The organism is Exiguobacterium sp. AB2, assembly GCF_000696055.1.
Classification (GTDB): domain Bacteria; phylum Bacillota; class Bacilli; order Exiguobacteriales; family Exiguobacteriaceae; genus Exiguobacterium; species Exiguobacterium alkaliphilum.
On the sequence record NZ_JNAA01000015.1, the window covers coordinates 1 to 17,795 of the forward strand.

General features: G+C 50.8%; 16 protein-coding genes, 3 tRNA genes, 1 other RNA gene and 1 other annotated feature. Of the genes, 5 read left to right on the top strand and 15 right to left on the bottom strand.

The window, feature by feature from the left end; all coding sequences use genetic code 11:
* Positions 1–335 precede the first annotated feature (335 nt).
* The 6 genes from DI14_RS01770 to tadA form a co-directional block, all read right to left on the bottom strand.
* Positions 336–560 (bottom strand): YaaL family protein, encoded by a 225-nt coding sequence (locus tag DI14_RS01770; protein WP_034804441.1) that lies wholly within the window; start codon positions 558–560, stop codon positions 336–338.
* A complete protein-coding gene (recR, locus tag DI14_RS01775; protein ID WP_034804443.1) occupies positions 557–1,156 on the bottom strand; it encodes a recombination mediator RecR in 600 nt (199 codons plus the stop codon). Before recR ends, DI14_RS01770 begins: the two co-directional genes overlap by 4 nt.
* 22 nt (positions 1,157–1,178) lie before the next feature.
* Positions 1,179–1,496, bottom strand: a complete 318-nt coding sequence (locus DI14_RS01780) for a YbaB/EbfC family nucleoid-associated protein (protein ID WP_034804445.1) — start codon at positions 1,494–1,496, stop codon at positions 1,179–1,181.
* 17 nt (positions 1,497–1,513) lie between these two features.
* On the bottom strand, positions 1,514–3,193 hold the full coding sequence (gene dnaX / locus DI14_RS01785) for a DNA polymerase III subunit gamma/tau (RefSeq protein ID WP_034804448.1): 1,680 nt from the start codon (positions 3,191–3,193) through the stop codon (positions 1,514–1,516).
* A gap of 93 nt (positions 3,194–3,286) precedes the next feature.
* Positions 3,287–3,555, bottom strand: an RNA gene (ffs, locus tag DI14_RS15150) — signal recognition particle sRNA large type.
* 53 nt (positions 3,556–3,608) lie between these two features.
* On the bottom strand, positions 3,609–4,109 hold the full coding sequence (tadA, locus tag DI14_RS01790; protein WP_034804451.1) for a tRNA adenosine(34) deaminase TadA: 501 nt from the start codon (positions 4,107–4,109) through the stop codon (positions 3,609–3,611).
* A gap of 121 nt (positions 4,110–4,230) precedes the next feature.
* On the opposite strand from tadA, the gene DI14_RS01795 reads away from it, so the two are divergent.
* Complete coding sequence (locus DI14_RS01795) at positions 4,231–4,866, top strand: deoxynucleoside kinase (protein WP_034804455.1); 636 nt, start codon at positions 4,231–4,233, stop codon at positions 4,864–4,866.
* On the top strand, positions 4,863–5,534 hold the full coding sequence (locus DI14_RS01800; RefSeq protein WP_034804458.1) for a deoxynucleoside kinase: 672 nt from the start codon (positions 4,863–4,865) through the stop codon (positions 5,532–5,534). The genes DI14_RS01795 and DI14_RS01800 overlap by 4 nt, the downstream gene beginning before the upstream one ends.
* Before the next feature lie 39 nt (positions 5,535–5,573).
* Here the strand turns inward: DI14_RS01800 and DI14_RS01805 are convergent, their stop codons facing one another.
* From DI14_RS01805 to pdxS, 8 genes are all read right to left on the bottom strand, one after another.
* On the bottom strand, positions 5,574–6,569 hold the full coding sequence (locus tag DI14_RS01805) for a hypothetical protein (protein WP_034804461.1): 996 nt from the start codon (positions 6,567–6,569) through the stop codon (positions 5,574–5,576).
* 166 nt (positions 6,570–6,735) lie between these two features.
* A tRNA-Ser gene (locus DI14_RS01810) sits at positions 6,736–6,825 on the bottom strand.
* Positions 6,826–6,853: 28 nt separating this feature from the next.
* Positions 6,854–6,944 (bottom strand) — tRNA-Ser (locus DI14_RS01815).
* 36 nt (positions 6,945–6,980) lie between these two features.
* Positions 6,981–7,071 (bottom strand) — tRNA-Ser (locus DI14_RS01820).
* A 158-nt stretch (positions 7,072–7,229) separates the two neighbouring features.
* The gene (gene serS, locus DI14_RS01825) at positions 7,230–8,513 is read right to left on the bottom strand and encodes a serine--tRNA ligase (RefSeq protein WP_034804464.1); all 1,284 of its coding nucleotides are present in this window, start codon (positions 8,511–8,513) and stop codon (positions 7,230–7,232) included.
* Between the two features lie 52 nt (positions 8,514–8,565).
* Positions 8,566–8,774 (bottom strand) — a binding site (T-box leader).
* Positions 8,775–8,792: 18 nt separating this feature from the next.
* A complete protein-coding gene (locus DI14_RS01830; protein WP_034804467.1) occupies positions 8,793–10,037 on the bottom strand; it encodes a D-alanyl-D-alanine carboxypeptidase family protein in 1,245 nt (414 codons plus the stop codon).
* An 84-nt stretch (positions 10,038–10,121) separates the two neighbouring features.
* Positions 10,122–10,700, bottom strand: a complete 579-nt coding sequence (pdxT, locus tag DI14_RS01835) for a pyridoxal 5'-phosphate synthase glutaminase subunit PdxT (protein WP_034804469.1) — start codon at positions 10,698–10,700, stop codon at positions 10,122–10,124.
* A gap of 1 nt (position 10,701) precedes the next feature.
* Positions 10,702–11,592 (bottom strand): pyridoxal 5'-phosphate synthase lyase subunit PdxS, encoded by an 891-nt coding sequence (pdxS, locus tag DI14_RS01840; RefSeq protein ID WP_034804472.1) that lies wholly within the window; start codon positions 11,590–11,592, stop codon positions 10,702–10,704.
* A 287-nt stretch (positions 11,593–11,879) separates the two neighbouring features.
* On the opposite strand from pdxS, the gene DI14_RS01850 reads away from it, so the two are divergent.
* The 3 genes from DI14_RS01850 (at position 11,880) to DI14_RS01860 (ending at position 17,507) form a co-directional block, all read left to right on the top strand.
* On the top strand, positions 11,880–13,295 hold the full coding sequence (locus DI14_RS01850; RefSeq protein ID WP_034804477.1) for a PLP-dependent aminotransferase family protein: 1,416 nt from the start codon (positions 11,880–11,882) through the stop codon (positions 13,293–13,295).
* Between the two features lie 21 nt (positions 13,296–13,316).
* Positions 13,317–13,937 carry a class A sortase gene (locus DI14_RS01855; protein WP_034804480.1) on the top strand — a complete coding sequence of 207 codons (621 nt, stop codon included), beginning with the start codon at positions 13,317–13,319 and terminating at the stop codon, positions 13,935–13,937.
* 150 nt (positions 13,938–14,087) lie between these two features.
* Positions 14,088–17,507 carry an alpha-amylase family glycosyl hydrolase gene (locus DI14_RS01860; RefSeq protein ID WP_034804483.1) on the top strand — a complete coding sequence of 1,140 codons (3,420 nt, stop codon included), beginning with the start codon at positions 14,088–14,090 and terminating at the stop codon, positions 17,505–17,507.
* A gap of 60 nt (positions 17,508–17,567) precedes the next feature.
* On the opposite strand, the gene DI14_RS01865 is transcribed toward DI14_RS01860, so the two are convergent.
* Positions 17,568–17,795: integrase core domain-containing protein (locus DI14_RS01865; RefSeq protein ID WP_034804485.1), on the bottom strand; the 228-nt coding region annotated here is incomplete at its 5' end.

Sequence of the window (17,795 nt, forward strand, 5' to 3'; positions counted from 1 at the left end):
TTCGTCTGTCGCTCTTGGCGACTTAAATATCTTATCAAGTTATCAACAAAAGGTCAACAACTTTTTAAAACATTTTTTCATTCGCTCTCGGCGACGTCTATTAATATATCAGTAAAATTAATAACACGCAATAACTTTTCTAGAAAAACTTTATCTTTTTTATAGTTCCTCTTACATCTCACACGTTATTGATTTCTTTCCTTCATTTATATAGCCTCAATTCACTACCCTCTATATTAACTGAAGATTCATTAGTTTATTTTTCAACCCCGTCTTTCTCCTTTTCTCGAACAAGCACAATACGCAAAAAAGAGAGCGAGGACCTCGCCTCGCTCTCAAGAACGTAAACTAGATAACGAGACGTTACGTCGTTTCGCTTCTTTCAAGTAAAAGAAATAGAGCATCTCAGCTTGTTTGACTTGCGCTGCTAACTCTCCCGTATCTTCAATACTTACATCTAGCATATAACGCTTCGCTTCGAACTTCGCCTTCGCATCCAACAACTCTTCTAGAAATCGTTGATCATACTCCGTTCGTAGCGACTTTCGAAACCACCTCATAGTTCTCTTCGACCTTCCATCGCACGAGACAGCGTGACTTCGTCCGCGTACTCTAAATCCCCTCCGACCGGGAGACCGTGAGCGAGCCGCGTCACACGAATACCGGTTGGTTTCAATAGACGAGACAAGTACATCGAAGTCGCTTCCCCTTCGATATTCGGATTCGTCGCTAAAATGACTTCCGTAATTTGTTCGTGCTCTTGCAGACGTGTCAATAGACTAGATACGTTAATGTCTTCTGGACCAATCCCTTCCATTGGACTGATGGCACCATGAAGCACATGGTACTTCCCACGATACTCTCGCATCTTTTCCATCGCAATCACGTCTCTTGAATCTTGAACGACACAGACAACCGTTTCGTCTCGATGCGAATCGGTACAAATGGAACATGGGTCTACGTCCGTGATGTGTCCACAGACGGTACAATACTTGATATCGCGTTTGGCGCTGACAAGAGACTTAGCAAATGTCAGCACATCGTCCTCCTCCATGTCTAACACATGAAAGGCCAGTCGAATGGCCGTTTTCGGACCAATGCCTGGTAATTTTGTAAAACTCTCAATCAACCGCCCAATCGCTTCAGGGTATTGCAACTCGCATCTTTCCTTTCTTCACTTAAAAGCCTGGGAGGTTCATCCCTTGTGTGAAACGTCCCATCTTATCGTTTACAAGTTGATCCGCTTGTTTCATTGCGTCGTTCACCGCTGCGAGCACAAGATCTTGCAACATTTCAACATCATCCGGGTCGACCGCATCTTCCGCGATGATGACGTCTAGCACTTCTTTGTGGCCACTAACGATGACTTTGACCATGCCGCCACCTGCTGTTCCTTCAACCGTCATATCTTTTAGCTCTTCTTGAGCTTTCGCCATGTCTTTTTGCATTTTCTGCATTTGTTTCATCATATTGTTCATGTTTCCCATTCCACGCATATAAAGCGCCTCCTTTATTAAACTTCTTCGATTTCGACGACATCACCGAAACGTTCGAATGCCTGTGCGACAAGCGGATCTTCTTCTGCCGGCTTCGCTTCTTCTTTCGTATCCGTGCGCTCTGCTTGTTTTTGAAGGATGAACTCGTTTTTCAATTCAAGCCAATCTGTTTCAAGTACAGCCATGATCTCTCGACGAATTCCCGTCACTTCAAACAGCGCCTGCTCGATTACGTCACGGGTGCGGCCGTTTGAACTGACTTGTTCATAGTGCCATGTCATCCCATCTTTAAATTGTACCAGTAAGGTGTCGCTTGCACAAAGGACAGCCTCACTCTCATAGAACAACGCAAAGATCGGGCCATCGACAGTTCGAATGTTCCCCATGATATCTTCCCAACTATCTCGAATCGCGTTCAAATGTTGACGTTCCGCCCGCTGCAGGAGTTGACGGATCCGTTCTTTTGGTACACGAATTTGGGTCCGTTTGACAACTTTCGGTTTGTCGGCAGGCGCGTCCGCTATCGCCACGCCGTTCTTTTTCACTTCGCTCAATTCTTTACTCAGTTCACGGACCTGGTCTTGCAACTGTTGCATCTGCTCGCTCATCGTCCGACCTTGCTCCGCAATCCGGATAAATGTCAATTCAACGAGTACTTTCGGATGGTTCGACAAACGCATCTGTTGCTGACACTCGTTTAGCTCTTCGATGACTTGAAACAACGCGTCCGTCGTCGTCGCCTCGACGAAGGCACGGAACTGTTCGTTCGGCCGGGCCCGCTCAAGTAAATCGACGGCTTGAGGGGAAGCTTTTAAGAGTAGCGCGTCACGATGAATGAAGACGAGATCTTCAACGAAACGCTTCAAGTCTTTCCCGTCGCGCAACATTGTCTCTAGCGTATTAAGAATGCGATCGAGTTGTTTTTGTTGTAAGCCGTAAGCCATCTCGAGCAACGCATCATCAGTCACGGCTCCTGTCACTTCTAGGACCGCATCTTCTGTCAAACGGTCGTCACTGAACGCAAGGGCTTGGTCCAACAAACTCAATGCATCGCGCATACCGCCATCGGCCGCACGGGCGATCAGTTTGAGCGCTTCCGGATCATACTCATATTCTTGATCGTTTAAAATATAGGCCATTCGCGTCTGCAACTGGCCGACCTCATGGCGCTTCACGTCAAAGCGCTGGCAGCGCGAGATAATCGTCGCCGGAATTTTGTGTGGTTCCGTCGTCGCCAAAATAAAGATGGCATGCGGCGGCGGTTCTTCTAACGTTTTCAACAACGCGTTGAACGCACCGGTCGACAGCATGTGCACCTCATCGATGATGTATACTTTGAAACGCGCTTGCGAAGGCGGATATTTCACTTTATCGCGAATCTCGCGAATCTCGTCGACCCCGTTATTTGACGCGGCGTCAATTTCGAACACGTCCGGGCTCGTCCCTTCCGTGATGGCGATACATGTCGGGCATGTGTTACACGGTTCTCTCGTCGGGGCCGTCTCACAGTTGATTGCTTTCGCGATGATTTTAGCAAGACTCGTCTTCCCCGTCCCTCTTGGACCAGAGAACAAGTACGCATGGGATACCCGCTCCTCGAGCAATGCGTTTTGAATCGTACGTGTAATATGAACTTGGCCGACCACCTCTTGGAACGACTGCGGACGATAGACCCGATACAATGCTTGATACGCCATGTCTCCGCCTCCTTTCTCTCATCTGTCTCTATTTCATCATACAAAAAAATCTACAACCCTGGGGCCGTAGATTAAAGTTATTAAATAAATCTGCCGCGCACCGATTTCTGAAAGCACGTCAATGTGCGTTACTCATGCAGTTTGCTCGGCCCAAGCACCCCTGCGGCACACGGTACGTCACCACTTAAGGCTGCTTCCTTCCGGACCTGACCTGGTTCATGGGTGACCGTTGCGCAGGACTCAGACGTCAACGCCACTTACACGAGGACAGGCCACACCAATGCACTCCCTCGAATCGGAATTCAGTCTCGCTATAGCGGATTGCGAGTTACAGGGCACCGCTACCTCCCCGCCTAGCACGGCAAATGGGTAAATGAAGTTAAGCACTTCGTTGAGTGCTATTACATTATACTGTTTAATCTAGAGGGTTGCAACCTCTCTGTTCAAGCCGAGCTAGCTTCTTCCTTTGACGAAGGTCACGAAAGAAATCCGTCAAGAGCGCGCCACATTCTTCTGCTAAAACATTTTCTGTCACCTCTGCTTGATGATTGAACCGTTCATCTTGAACGAGGTTCATGAGCGTCCCACAACAACCGCCTTTTGGATCATGCGCTCCGAAGATGACTCGCTTTACACGCGAGAGAACGATGGCACCCGCGCACATCGGACACGGCTCTAACGTCACATACAACTCACAGTCCTCAAGCCGCCAATTTTGAAGCGTCTCGTTCGCTGATTCGATTGCAATCATCTCCGCGTGAGCCGCTGCCAACAAGTCTGTTTCTCGGCGATTGTGACCGGTCGCAATCATCTCGTCACCTTTGACGATGACGCATCCGATTGGGACTTCCCCAATCGCTTCCGCCTTCTTTGCTTCTTCTATAGCGAGCCGCATAAATCGTTCATCACGTTCCATATTTACACTCCGTTTCTCATCACTTATTATGAAAAAAAATGAAAATCATTTCGCTCGCCCTATCCCATCCATTGTATGCTAGAATGGAACTTGCACTTTGGATAATGGAGGATGACATCATATGTTTATAACGGTAGAGGGACCGATTGGTGTCGGGAAAACGTCACTGGCCCATATCATCAGTCAGCACTTTTCAATGCAGATGCTGAATGAAATTGTAGAAGAGAACCCATTTCTCGGCAAGTTTTATGAAGATATCGAAGAATGGAGTTTCCAAACGGAAATGTTCTTCTTGTGCAATCGCTTCAAGCAATTAGACGATATCCACAAACACCACTTGAGTCAACAGCAATCCGTCGTTTCAGACTATCATATTTTCAAGAACTTGATTTTTGCCCACCGTTCCCTACGACCGGCTCATTTAAATAAGTATGAGCAAATCTATAAGATTTTGACGCATGATATGCCGAAACCTGATGTCGTCATCTACTTGCACGCGAGCATCGAGACGCTCATGAAGCGCGTCGCTTTGCGTGGACGTGAAGTAGAAGAGAACATGTCACGCGATTACCTCGAACAACTCGCTCGTGATTACGAGACGTTCGTCGAATCCTATCGCGCGACCCACCCCGAAGTGACGATTCTTTCGTTTAGCGGCGACGAGCTCGACTTCGTCCACAACCCGGATGATTTGACGCACGTCCTCACTACGATTGAACGCGAACTAGAATTGACTAAAGGAGCACAAGCCAAATGACGCTGAATGAAAAGTATAACATTCCGAATGACACAATCATCACGATTGGCGGCATGGTCGGAATCGGAAAGTCGACGATCACCAACTCGCTCGCAGACGCCTTAAACTTCCGGACGTCTCTCGAGAAAGTAGACACGAACCCGTATCTCGATAAATTCTATCACGATTTCGAGCGTTGGAGCTTCCATCTCCAAATCTACTTCTTGGCTGAACGTTTCAAAGAACAGAAGAAGATTTTCCAATATGGCGGCGGATTTATCCAAGACCGTTCGATTTATGAAGATACAGGGATTTTTGCGAAGATGCATTACGAGAAAGGTACGATGTCACCGACAGACTACGAGACGTACTCGAGTCTATTTGAAGCGATGGTGCTCACTCCATTCTTCCCACACCCAGATTTGCTCATCTACCTCGAAGGCTCGTTCGAACAAGTGCTCGACCGCATCCAAATGCGTGGGCGTGAGATGGAGCAACAAACTCCAATCTCATATTGGGAAGAGATGTACGAGCGGTATACCGAGTGGATCAACAACTTTAACCTTTGCCCGGTACTTCGTCTCTCGATTGAAGAGTACGATTTGATTAACGATCCAGATTCGGTTGAACTCATCCTTGAGAAGATCGAAAAACAATTGACGATCGCACGTGAAGCGAAAGTCAGATAAGTAAGAAGGTGCGTCGCATACAGAAGCGGCGCACCTTTTTTATATGTGGGCAATCGCCCGCTTATCGTGCCGCGGCGTCTTCCGTGCCTTCCGGAACCCGTCGATGGAATCGAACACGGCCGCCAAAATCGTGATGGCGACGACTATACCGAACACCCAAGTGAGCGAGACACTAGCCGGTACATTCGTCTCGACCCAGGCGAGGAACCGTGTATCGAATAACCGCGGTGAGCTGGCCATCCAGATGATGAATGTGGCCGACGCGAGATTGTTCACCAAGTTATAGGATGCAAACGCATATGACCAACGGCCTTTCACCCATTTCCACAACCCGAGCCCGACTTGAAGCAACACGATGACGAGGAATAATCCAATCACGTCAAAAAGAAACGTTTGGTTGAACACCGGCGTCACCATCGTGAAGCCTGTCGTCGTCGATTCATAGATGCCAATCAACCGCTCCGCGTTGACGTACACACCGAACCAGACCGCCGTAAAAAACAACCCGATCCCAGCATCCCACTTGCTGATCCGTCCGCCGCGCTCCCGTTCCCGAAGTGTATTCACATCCCACTTCATCTTCGGCGTTTTCACATCTTCGCCTCCATAACGCTCGATTAAAAAGAACACGAGTGTAATCCAAAAGATCAGTTGAATACCGACGTTCCATAACGCGTCCCACACGTTCGTCAAAAACGTACCGAGCGTCGGAAGGACCGGACCTGAAAACGTTGGAATGCTCGCTAGCACGAGACCTGCAAAGACGACTGCTAGCACAATCGGTACGACGAGCTTCAAGATCGAGACGTAGAAAGGGAACAGCGTCGGTCCGATGACATATTGCCCTTTATGGACGCGCGCTGCCACGACCGCAGGATGTCCCATTTCATCCAATACACGTTTCACTTCCACTTCCATCGCATCCGCCGGCAACTTCGCTTCAATCTCATGGCGCAACGATTCGGCCAGCTCGTCACGTCTCCCCGCCGGAACATGCTTGACGACCTCCTCGACATATAGCTCGACCCAATCCATGACGTTCACCTTCTTTCTCATGAATCCGCACAAACTCTATACGATTAGAATTCCCGCTTTCCTATGAGACTAGCCGTTGTTCGCCACTTTGCCACAAAAAAAATGCCGCAGACCGGAGTCTGCGACCATAAAAAAACGCATCTGCCCATGCAGATGCCCAATCAAGCGGAGTTGGTGGGATTCGAACCCACGCGAGCCTTGCGACTCCTAACGGATTTCGAGTCCGTCCCCTTCAGCCGGACTTGGGTACAACTCCAGGCTTAAAAAAGTGTAAAAAAAGAAAGTGGAGGAGGTGGTGGGATTCGAACCCACGCAGGCTATTACACCCCTGACGGTTTTCAAGACCGTTCCCTTAAACCACTTGGGTACACCTCCAAAAGATATGAAATTGTTGAGCCTCCAAAATAAAAATGGAGGAGGTGGTGGGATTCGAACCCACGCAGGCTGTTACACCCCTGACGGTTTTCAAGACCGTTCCCTTAAACCACTTGGGTACACCTCCAAAGCTCATATACAATTCGCGAACAATCATCTCGCTCGACATGATTTATAGTACCAACTGATGGGACAGATGTCAAACCCTTTTGTGAAAAAACATTAGAAAAATTTTTATAAAAAATCCGTCGACACGAGTGTCGTGTCGACGGGGTAAAAACGAGCTTAACGTGGCATCTCGATTTTCTCGATGCCGCCCATATATGGACGAAGCACGTCAGGAATGACGACCGAGCCGTCCGCTTGTTGGAAGTTCTCCAAAATCGCAGCGACTGTCCGACCGACAGCAAGTCCTGAACCGTTCAGTGTATGCACGAACTCCGGTTTCGCATTCACGTCACGACGGAAACGGATACCAGCACGGCGCGCTTGGAAATCTTCAAAGTTTGAGCAAGAAGAGATTTCGCGGTACATGCCTTGAGCCGGCATCCACACCTCGATATCGTATTTCTTCGCAGCCGTGAAACCGAGGTCGGCCGTACACATGCTGAGCACTTGATACGGGAGACCGAGACGCTTGAGCACTTCCTCCGCGTGACCTGTCAACAGCTCGAGTTGCTCGTAAGACTCCTCAGGCTTCACGAAACGGACGAGCTCGACTTTGTTGAATTGGTGCTGACGGATGAGACCACGCGTATCGCGGCCGGCCGACCCGGCTTCTGAACGGAAGCAAGCGCTGTACGCCGTGTACGTGATTGGAAGCTGTTCCTCTGCGATAATCTCATCACGGTGCATGTTCGTCACCGGCACTTCCGCTGTCGGGACGAGGAAGTAGTTCGTATCCGCCACTTTAAACGCGTCTTCTTCAAACTTTGGAAGCTGACCCGTCCCGGTCATCGCATCGCGGTTGACCATGTATGGCGGGAGGACTTCTGAATAGCCGTGCTCATCGGCATGCATGTCCATCATAAAGTTGATCAAGGCGCGCTCTAAACGGGCACCGAGTCCTTTATAGAAGACAAAGCGGCTGCCCGTGACTTTCCCAGCCCGCTCGACGTCGACAATCTTCAAGTCTTCCATCACGTCCCAGTGCTGTTTCATCTCGAAATCGAACGTCGGTTTCGTTCCGACTTCACGAATCGTGACGTTGTCGTCTTCCGTTTCACCGATTGGTGTTGATTCATGCGGAATGTTCGGGATGCTGAGCAAAATCATGTTCAACTCCGCTTCGACTTCACGCAAGTCTTCATCCAACAACTTGATTTCATCCCCGAGTCGGCGTGTCTCGAGAATCGGTGCGTCTGCGTCTTGTTTGTTCCGCTTCAATTCGGCGATTTGTTTTGACGCCTCGTTCCGTTTTGCTTTCTTTACATCGACTTCGTTAATCAGGTTGCGTCGTTTCTCCTCGAGCTCTGGGAAACGGTCAAGCGCGCTCAAGTCTTCCCCTCGGTGGGCGAGCTTCGCTTTAATGTCTTCAAAATCTTGGCGTAATCGTTTAATGTCTAACATTCTTATTTCCTCCTTTTTCACATAAAAAAGGCGGCACGTCCCTTTCCCGTAGGAAAGGGACGAACCACCTTGGATCCGCGTTGCCACCCTCGTTGCCTGAAATCCAGGCCACTCGATGCACGTAACGTGTGCAGGACGTGACTTGTTTCCAAGCCAATGCTCCGAGGCCGATTCGGTTACACCATCCCGCTAGTTTGCACCAACCACTAGCTCTCTGTCAGTAGATGACTGTAACGTACTTTTCCTCATCATTGCATCTGTCATTGAATTAGTTTTACTTTACAACAACTCGAGTCTATCGACAAGACTCAGTTTTCCGAGCACGAGTCGGACCTCATCAAGAAAATCTGAAAACGCACGCGTCATCCGTGTTAAAAACGATGCCGTGTCGACCGTTTCTGCTGCAACGAGCGTCGCTTTCGGCGGTTGCTCGCCATCTAAGTAACGGACCGATTCAGAAAGTTCGACCGTCACCGTGCCGACTTGCTTGTCTGTAGCAAGCGGTGCTGTCGTGTCGGGTAAATCATAAACGAGGGACGGGACTTCTTGCCCTTTCTCAATCAATACCTCGAACGTGGACGTCGTGCGGACCGTAGCCCGCTCCGTCTCCCCGCCCGCCACGAAGACAGACTCTGGCACAACCTCGCCGCTCCGTAACAGCGGGGTCATGACAAACTCGCCATACGCATAGTCATGGAGTGCTTTCGTCGCCGTGTAACGACCTTCGTCTGTCTTCGCGCCTAATACGACAGACAATACGGTCCGCCCATCCCGCGTCGAGACACCGACGAAACAGTATCCGGCGTCGTCTGTCGTCCCCGTTTTGAAACCGAGCATGCCGGTATACGACAAATCATGGCCGGCGAGCATCCGGTTCGTCGCTTCGAAACGAACACCGTCAATATCGACGTACGCCTGCTTCGTCACATCGAGCACGTCGGGGTATTTCGTTAAATAAGCGAGCGCCAGTTTCATCAAATCGCTCGCCGACGTCAAGTTCTCGCCCGGACGTCCGGCGGAGACCGAGTCGAGTCCAGATGCGTTCGCGAACGTCGTCTGAGTCATCCCGAGCGCCGTCGCCCGTTCGTTCATCAACTCGACGAACGCCGCTTCCGACCCGGAGACCGCCTCACCGAGCGTGACGGCGGCTTCGTTCGCCGAGCGAATCAACGCCACATCATATAATTCTTTCACCGTATACGGTTTATTGACGAGCGGGATGCGAGCAAGACCTGGCTTCTGTGTCAATGCGAGCGCCTCCGCGCTCGGTGTCACTTCCTGATTCCAACTGAGTTCGCCCGCCTCGATCGCTTCGCGGACGAGGAACGCGGTCATCAGTTTTGTAATCGAGGCCGGAGGTAACATCGCATCTTCCTCTTTTGAAAACAGCACTTGACCCGTCGTCAAATCGACGAGCATCGCCCCGCTCGCCTCAACGCTCGGTGCGGCCGCTGCGTTGTTCGGATTCATTATATTCATGAAGATTGCTCCGATGAGCAACCACATCATCCATCTCGCTTTCACAACCTTGCCCCTTTCTATTCATGTCTCGTCTTAGTGTAGCAAAAAACGACATAAAAAAGGCTCCCGATTTCAGGAGCCTCTCCTTTATGCGAGTTGATGCTTGTTCGCCGCCACGATGTTCAAGAAATAGCGGTGCATCGACAAATCGTCTGTCAGCTCAGGGTGGAACGAGCAGGCGACGTATTTATCGTAGCGGACAGCCACGATGGCCTCTTCCACTTCTGCGAGGACATCGACGACCGGTTCGACCGACGCGACTTGCGGAGCGCGGATGAATACCGCTTCTACCGCCTCGTCAATCCCTTTCACCGGTAACGTGACTTCGAAGCTGTCGACTTGACGGCCGAACGCGTTCCGTTTCACGGTCATCGGGATTTTTCGAAGATGGGCATCGTATCCTTCGACTTCTGTCGCGAGCAAAATTAAACCCGCACACGTCCCGAACATCGGAAGCTGCGTATTATCACGAAGCGGTTCGAGTAACCCGTAGCGGTCGAGTAGACGACGCATCGCCGTGCTTTCTCCACCCGGTAAGACGAGACCGTCGATTTGATTCAAGTCTTCGACTGAACGAACGACGCGTGTGTCGACGCCGAGTGCTTCGAGCATCCGGACGTGTTCACGAATCGCCCCTTGCATTCCGAGTACGCCAATCGTCGTCATCTTACCACCCTCGTGGTGCCATGAGCTCTTCTTCTTTAAGCGTCCGGACGTCTAAGCCTTTCATCGCTTCGCCGAGACCTTTTGACAAACTCGCGATACGCTCGAAGTCGTCATGGTACGTCGTCGCTTCGACGATCGCACGAGCGAACTTCTCTGGGTTCTCGGCTTTAAAGATTCCCGATCCGACGAAGACGCCGTCCGCACCAAGATGCATCATGAGTGCCGCATCGGCTGGTGTCGCGATACCTCCTGCTGCGAAGTTGACGACCGAAAGGCGGCCAGCTTCACGGATTTGCATGAGGACTTCGAACGGTGCACCGAGGTCGCGCGCTTCCGTCATCACTTCATCGACGCTCATCGAGAGGAGACGTTTCACTTGTGCTTGAACCGTGCGCATGTGACGAACCGCTTCGACGATGTTCCCTGTTCCCGGCTCACCTTTCGTCCGAATCATCGCTGCGCCTTCGCCGATGCGACGCGCTGCCTCACCAAGGTCACGGGCGCCACAGACGAACGGTGCTTTGTAGTCACGCTTGTACAAGTGGAACTCTTCGTCCGCTGGCGTCAACACTTCGCTCTCGTCGATGAAATCGACCCCCATCGATTCAAGGACACGTGCTTCGGCGATATGACCGATCCGGCATTTTGCCATGACTGGGACCGAGACCGCTCCCATGACGTCTTCGATAATCGTTGGGTCTGCCATCCGGGCAACTCCACCCATTTTACGAATATCTGAAGGAACGCGCTCGAGTGCCATGACGGCGACCGCACCTGCCGCCTCAGCAATTTTAGCTTGTTCTGCGTTGATGACGTCCATGATGACGCCGCCTTTTTGCATCTCGGCCATCCCGCGTTTTACTTTATCTGTACCGACTTGTCTCTTTTCCATTTAAATCCCCTCCATATAGGCTAATCTACTTGTAAGTATAGATTGAATTGACTATATTGAAAGTGTCAGTTTGATAGTTTTTAAAGTGGTCAGTTCGATTGAAGGACATCTGTTTTCCATTCTCGAATGGAATCAATGAGAAAGGAAGACTGTGGATGGCCCAATTCGACCCGCGCGACAAAGCGCAAGATCGTACTTACTATGGGAAACCAGGTTTATTCGGCTTACTCCTCGTCCTTGGTTTCGTCCTTTATTTCTTCTTCGGGTGACCACGGAAAGGATTTAAGATGGATATGCTTACACTCGCGCTCGAACCAGAATCGAGCACGCCTTTATATGAACAACTCTACTTACACATCCGCCAAGCGATCGTCGACGATACGTTGACGACCGGGACGAAACTGCCGTCAAAACGGAAACTGAGCGACTTTATCGACGTCTCCCAGACGACAATCGAACTCGCCTACGCTCAGCTCCTTGCTGAGGGCTATATCGAGTCCGTTCCGAGGAAAGGCTTCTACGTGTTGCCGCAAGAAGAGTTATACGTGCAGCGCAACGAGCGGATGCAGACGATTGAGCCGCTCCCAGAGAAGAAGACGTATACGTTTGACGTATACCCGAGTCAAATCGACACGGCCGCCTTTCCGTTCGAACGATGGCGCCGCCATATCAAACAAGTTGTCACCGAGGAGAACAGTGACTTGCTCACCCTCGGTCCCGTCCAAGGCGACCTCGTGCTCCGTCAAGAGATTGCGACGTATCTCTATCATTCCCGAGGTGTGAGCTGTTCTCCTGAACAGATTATTGTCGGTTCCGGCACCGAGCAGTTGCTCCCGCAACTTCTCGACTTGTTGACCGACGCGAAGACGTTCGGCATTGAAGACCCAGGGTACCCGCTCACGAAACAGCTATTCGAACAGCAAAAGCTTCGTTATATTCCAATCCCCGTCGATGAGAGCGGTCTCGTCGTCGACCGACTCGAGACAGAACAAATCGATGCCGTCTACGTCACGCCGGCCCATCAGTTCCCGACCGGTACGATCTTGTCCGTCAGTCGACGGCAACGCCTTTTGAACTGGGCGTCCGACCGTCAGACGTACATCATCGAGGACGATTATGATAGCGAGTTCCGCTATAGCGGGAAGCCAATCCCTTCACTGCAAAGCATGGACCAAAACGAGCGCGTCATTTATTTGAGCACGTTCTCAAAATCGCTCATGCCGTCGCTTCGAATCGGGTATATGGTATTGCCGCCAAAACTGTTGAATCGATACCGGGCACGTTACCGTCATTTCACTTGCAGCGTGCCCCGCTTCGAACAGCATACGCTCGCCGAGTTCATGGCATGTGGAGACTTCGAGAAACATTTGAACCGGATGCGCAAAACCTATCGGCGAAAACTCGAGATTGTCGTCTCCGCCTTCAAACCATATGAATCGGCCATAACGGTCTCTGGAACGAGTGCGGGTCTCCATGTCATCCTGACAGTGAAGACAGCTCATTCGAATGAGACGTTGCGCCGACAAGCCGAGGCGGCAAGTATTCGCATGAAAGCGATGGATGAATACGCGATTCATCGGCAAGATTTGACCCGACAGTTCCTGTTCGGGTTTGCCGCCATCTCAGAGGACGTGTTGCCAATCGTGATCGACCGACTCATGTCGTGTTGGAATATACCGAAAGGAGGGACATCCGGGGGCTAAGCTACCGCGGATGACACAATCATGAGACGCATCCGCTTCGGACTGGGTATCCTCTTCATCCTTGTCGGGTTGTTTTTCCTATCGAACGCGTGGTGGAAAGACCAAGTCGCGGTGTCTAACAGTCAACGCGTGACCGAAGGCTTGCAACTGAAGCAACCGAAATCAGGGGAGTTTGACTTTTCAGCTGTCGCTCCGCTGTCATGGAACGATTTAGTGACAGTGCGCAATCGTTTTCATGAATTGCCGACAATCGGAGTGATTTCGGTGCCGGAAATCAAGTTGGAGTTGCCCATCATGTATGGACTTGAAGCCGATAACTTGGCCGTCGGGGCCGGGACGATGCGTCCAAACCAACAGATGGGGCTCGGCAATTACGCTTTGGCCGGTCATTATACCCAAAGCCCAACCTCCTTGTTTGGCCCACTCCATGAGATTGAAACGGGAATGAGCGTGTACGTCACCGACTTGACGCACACGTATGAATATGTCGTCACATCGCTTGAAACGGTTCCGCCATCTCGAGTCGATGTGCTCGATGAGACAATCGATCCGACCATCACGCTCGTCACATGTACGTTTGATGCGACCGAGCGATTGATTGTTAAAGGAAGATTGGCTCAGACAACACCTTATGCCCCGTGACCGCCCACAAAAATGTTGGGCGGCTTTTTATTTTTTAAAAATTATATTGTGAACGCTTACATAATCGGCTACACTATTTTTGAAACCGTTTGCACAATTTTCCTATTTCGTTGCCCTGTAGACGATCAAATTTCCTGAAAGAGGTGCTTTATGAAGAATAAAACCGCACGCCGTACGTCCACCCTCCTGTTATCTTCTGTCCTCCTGATTCAAACAGGCGTCCCGGTGAACGTCCTCGCCGAACCGACGGCAATCAACATTGATGGAGTCAAGAGTGATTGGACCAACGTCCCGGCGCTCGCCACGTCCCCTACGGCCGGATGGCAAGGGTTTGACCTCGGCGACTTGTACATGCAAAACGACGCCAAGCATCTTTATTTCTATGTCGATGCGAAGAATGTCCCGAATTGGGGCGACAACGGCCAGTACATAAACATCGCACTTCAAGTGAATGACGAGGACTCGGGCGTGAACACGAATCCACTCGGTTATCCGTTCAACTTCAGTCAAACCGATCGGAAGCCGCAGTATCATATTTTACTTCGCGTCGATGGCGACACAGCGATTAAAGAAGCCGCGCTCTATGAATCGGGCAAGTCCGTTCCACTCGCGAATTTGACGAATTTGAACGGCGCCTCGTTCGCCCTCGATCGGACGAAAGGTTTCGAAGGAAAAATTCCATTGTCGCTGCTTGGTTTAACGAACAACGACCAGCTCCGGGTCTTGACCGTGCTGAGTGGAAACAATGCCGGAGAACACGGCGCATTTGACACCATCCCAAGCAATCCGGGCAACAAACTAGCCGACAGTTGGAACGTCTCGGCGAACCCATCGACGCAATCCGTGTATAGCTCGGCCTATACGCTGCGCGGTGTCGAGTCGGTGAGCCAATTGGAAGTGACGACCGTAACGCCGGCGAACCAATCGACGGACATCGCCCTCGATGCCCCGATTACATGGACGTTCAATGAACCCGTCACACTCAATGCTTCCGATGTCAGCTTGAAGAGCGGGGATACGTCTGTCCCGTTCCGTGTCGAAACGAGCGGATCGACGGTGACGGTGACACCGACAGCTCCATTTACACTCGGTCAAACGTTGGAAGCGACCATCCCAGCAGGTGCCGTCACAGGCAAATTGTCGAACACGACGCTCCCTGCCCTCACGACGTCGTTTAAGACGATCACGGAAGTGGCGGATCCATGGAAGACGCAGCGGTATATCGAGATGACGTACGTCCGGGCAGACGGGGATTATAAGGATTGGAACTTATGGACGTGGAGCACCGGTGCGAAAGATGGGCAAGTCGATCCGTACAAAGTGACCGAAGCTGGGGCCATCTTCCGCATCCCGGTCGGAAAAGACGCGACGAACGTCGGCTTCGTCATTCGCAAAGGCACGGACTGGGCCGTCAAAGACGGTTACGGGGAAGACCGATACGTCAAACTCGGTACCGATCGCATCACGAAAGTCGTCGTTGAGAGTGGAAAAGGCGTGTTCCACCAAGTTCCGACAATTCAAGGACCGGTCTTTGAAAACGGTGAGATCACGTTCTTTTATCGTGATAAAGAATTGTACGAAGCAGGGACAATCGATCAAGTCGAGCGCGTCGCCTTAAAAGTGAACGGGACGACGTATCCGATGACGTACGAAGCGAAGAACGAATGGTTCCGCCATACTGTCAAGTTACCGGAAGGAACACACGACTACACGTTCCTCGTGACGAAAGACGGTGTGACGACCGAGGTGAAAGACCCTTATTTCGAAGCGTCACGTGTCGAATACAAGCGTCCGAACGTCAAGTTGACGTCGTCCGTCTCACCAAAAGCCATCAGTTCGCGGGAAAACGCCGTCGTTCACGTGAAGCCGACGCTTCCAAAAGGAGTGACGTTGCGTGAGCTTTACATCGATGCCCGCCCACTCGGTGGACCGGCAAAACTAGCAATCGACCCAGCGCTAAACAAACAGACGATCGCGGTCAAAGACTCTGTGAAGCCGGGCAATAAAACGCTGACGATTCAAGCAATCGACCAATACGGTAACGTGCACACGACGAAGACAAGCGTCAACGTCCGACCGGTCACGATGAAAGACAAACAAGAATTCGACTGGGACGAGGCACGGATTTACTTCATGTTGACGGACCGGTTCTATGACGGCGACAAGACGAACAACAATCCGAACGGAGAGTATTACGACTTAGATCATCCTGAGTCATATCACGGCGGTGATTTCGCCGGTATCACGAAAAAACTCGACTATCTCGATAAGCTAGGCATCAACACGATTTGGATCACGCCGATTGTGGATAACATCGACTGGGATCTCCGCTACGGAAAAGAAGGATCTCAATATGGCTATCATGGCTATTGGGCGAAAAACTTCGAGAAACTCGATGAACATCTCGGGGACATGGCAGCGTTCCATCGTTTAATTGACGCCGCGAACGAACGCGGTATCAAAATCATGGTCGATGTCGTCTTGAACCACCCAGGTTATGGGATGGAACCTGGTGCGGTATCGAATGGAGCGACGAACTTCCCGACGAATAAAGAGCGGCAAGTATTTGAAGGCATGATTCGTTCGAATCCGGTCGACGGGGACGACTTGAAGATGTCGCTTTCTGGACTTCCGGACTTTAAGACAGAAGAAGCTGCCGTCCGGGACCAACTCGTCAAATGGCAAACCGACTGGATTAAGCGCTCGAAAACGAAGAAAGGCAACACGATTGATTACTTCCGGGTCGACACGGTCAAACACGTCGATTCGACGACGTGGAAGTCGTTCAAAAACGAGTTGACTGCCATCAAGCCGGACTTCAAGCTAATTGGTGAACATTACGGTGCAAGTGTGAATAACACAGGCGGTTACTTGCGTAGCGGTCAAATGGACTCCCTCCTCGACTTTGATTTCAAATATCAAGCGGAGAGCTTCGTGAACGGGAACATTGATGGAGTCGAAAGTGCCCTTCAATACCGGAACAAGCAACTATCAAACGAGGCGACGCTTGGTCAGTTCTTGTCGAGCCATGACGAAGATGGCTTCCTCGTCTCGCGTGCAGGTGGCGACGAAGGAAAACATATGGTCGCGGCCTCGCTTCAAATGACAGCCAAAGGGCAACCGGTCATTTACTACGGTGAAGAGATCGGCCAATCTGGAAAACATGCTGGTGACATGGATAAAGGCGAGTTTAACGAAAACCGTTACGACTTCGACTGGAAACGCGTCACGGGTGAAGGGAAAGCGATGCATACGCATTACCAGAAGCTGTTGAACATCCGTGCCGATTACTCGAAAGTGTTCAGCAAAGGGACACGCACTGTTGTTTCCGGGGGATCGAGCACAGGCTATTCCATCTTTGAACGAACATACGGCAAACAATCTGTCCTTGTCGGCTTGAACACGAAAGAGACGGCGCAAAAGGCGACGTTCCAAACGAAACACAAGCATAAGACCGTGCTCGTCGATCGCTATAGTGGACGCGCTTACGTCGTACAACACGATGGCAAAGTCACGGTACAATTGCCTGCCCAAGATCAAGGCGGGACCGTCATCCTTGTGAAGAGATAAAAAAAATCCGTTGCTTAGTAGACTGACCTAGCTATATGAGACACTAATAAAAACACCTTATTAGGCTGCCACCACACCATATTTTATCGGTGTGAGGTAGCCTAATTTTTCTTGGATACGTTCTTCGTTATAGTAAGTTAAGTAATGGTCCACCCGCTCACGCACTTCATGGTCACTTAACGAGTTGAACTTGACGTACTGGAACTCCTCAGACTTCAAATTCGAATGAAACGATTCAATCACCGCATTATCCCAACAGTTGCCTCTTCGGGACATGCTGCTCGTCAT